We start from the raw sequence: 215 nt of genomic DNA, 5'->3' as shown, positions 1-215 counted from the left end.
GGCAGCCAGCAGCTTCGCCTGTTCAATGCCCATCACGACGAGTACGGCTTCCAGCCGATCGTGGTGTTCGATGGCGACGGCCGGTTCGTCGGTGCGGTCCTGCGACCGGCGAGGCGGCCAAGTGGGGCAGAAATCCGCCCCCACCTGCGCCGCCTGGTGCGGGCGATCCGGAGCAACTGGCCCAACACCCGGATCCTGATCCGCGCCGACAGCCA

General features: G+C 68.8%; 1 protein-coding gene. It reads left to right on the top strand.

Going from position 1 to position 215, the window contains the following annotated elements:
* On the top strand, nucleotides 1-215 hold a 215-nt coding region (locus tag ACWGTI_RS33060; RefSeq protein WP_454590728.1), incomplete at both ends, for a transposase.

The sequence above is a fragment of the Mesorhizobium sp. ArgA1 genome, assembly GCF_053714375.1.
Note: the sequence above shows the minus strand (reverse complement) of the source record. Positions and strands in the feature narration are given on the sequence as shown.